The organism is Variovorax sp. 10N420 (assembly GCF_056394705.1).
This window is the reverse complement of the sequence record NZ_JBFTIJ010000040.1, coordinates 1-1,206: the sequence shown is the minus strand read 5'-3', so window position 1 is coordinate 1,206 and position 1,206 is coordinate 1. Positions and strand designations below refer to the sequence as shown.

Here is a 1,206-nt window from a genome sequence, read left to right as displayed (position 1 = left end):
CCCGAGGAGAAGCCGCCATGGACCCCGTATCCCACACCGTCATCAACCTGATCATCTTCGTGCTGGCCATCTACGTGGGCTACCACGTCGTGTGGACCGTCACCCCGGCGCTGCACACGCCGCTCATGGCGGTGACCAACGCCATCTCCGCGATCGTGATCGTSGGCGCCATGCTGGCCGCCGCGCTCACTGAGACGGGCCTTGGCAAGACCATGGGCGTGCTCGCGGTCGCTCTGGCCGCGGTCAACGTCTTCGGCGGGTTCCTGGTGACCCGGCGCATGCTGGAGATGTTCAAGAAGAAGGACAAGAAGGTGCCCGCTGGCGGTGACGCCGCCAAGGCGGGGGGACGCTGATCATGTCGATGAACGTCGTCACGCTGCTGTACCTSATCGCCAGTGTCTGCTTCATCCAGGCTCTGAAGGGCCTGWSCCATCCCACCACKTCSATCCGCGGCAACSTCTTCGGCATGGCCGGCATGGCGATCGCCATCCTGACCACCGCCGCGCTGGTCGTGCAGCTCTCCGGCGGCAGGCTCATCGGCCTGGGCTGGGTGCTGCTCGGGCTGGTGGTGGGCGGCGGCTACGGCGCCTACCGCGCCAAGACGGTMGAGATGACCCAGATGCCMGAACTGGTCGCCTTCTTCCACAGCATGATCGGCCTKGCMGCCGTCTTCATCGCCGTGGCGGCAGTGGTCGAGCCCTGGGCCTTCGGCATCACGCCGCTGCCGGTTGCGGCCTCGGGCACCGTCAACACGCCCGAAGGCGCGATGGTCGTGGACGGCTTCCTGCGCTATGCGATTCCCGCGGGCAACCGGCTGGAGCTGTTCCTGGGGGCGGCCATCGGCGCGATCACCTTCAGCGGCTCGGTCATTGCCTTCGGCAAGCTCTCGGGCAAGTACAAGTTCCGCCTGTTCCAGGGCGCACCGGTGCAGTTCAAGGGCCAGCACATGCTCAACCTCGTGCTGGGGCTGCTGACCATCGCCCTGGGCCTGGTCTACATGGCCACCGAGAGCTGGGCGGCCTTCCTGGCGATGCTGATCCTCGCCTTCGTGATGGGCGTGCTCATCATCATCCCGATCGGCGGGGCGGACATGCCGGTGGTGGTCTCGATGCTCAACAGCTACTCGGGCTGGGCGGCCGCGGGCATCGGCTTCAGCCTGAACAACGCGATGCTGATCGTCGCGGGCAGCCTGGTGGGCAGCTCCGG

At 66.9% G+C, this 1,206-nt stretch carries 2 protein-coding genes; both read left to right on the top strand.

The genetic code is table 11. The features are described from left to right. Positions 1-17: 17 nt before the first annotated feature. A complete protein-coding gene (locus AC1DEK_RS30110; protein ID WP_478128988.1) occupies positions 18-353 on the top strand; it encodes an NAD(P) transhydrogenase subunit alpha part 2 in 336 nt (111 codons plus the stop codon). Between the two features lie 2 nt (positions 354-355). Further along, the coding region (locus tag AC1DEK_RS30105) for an NAD(P)(+) transhydrogenase (Re/Si-specific) subunit beta (protein WP_478128987.1) at positions 356-1,206 on the top strand (851 nt) is incomplete at its 3' end.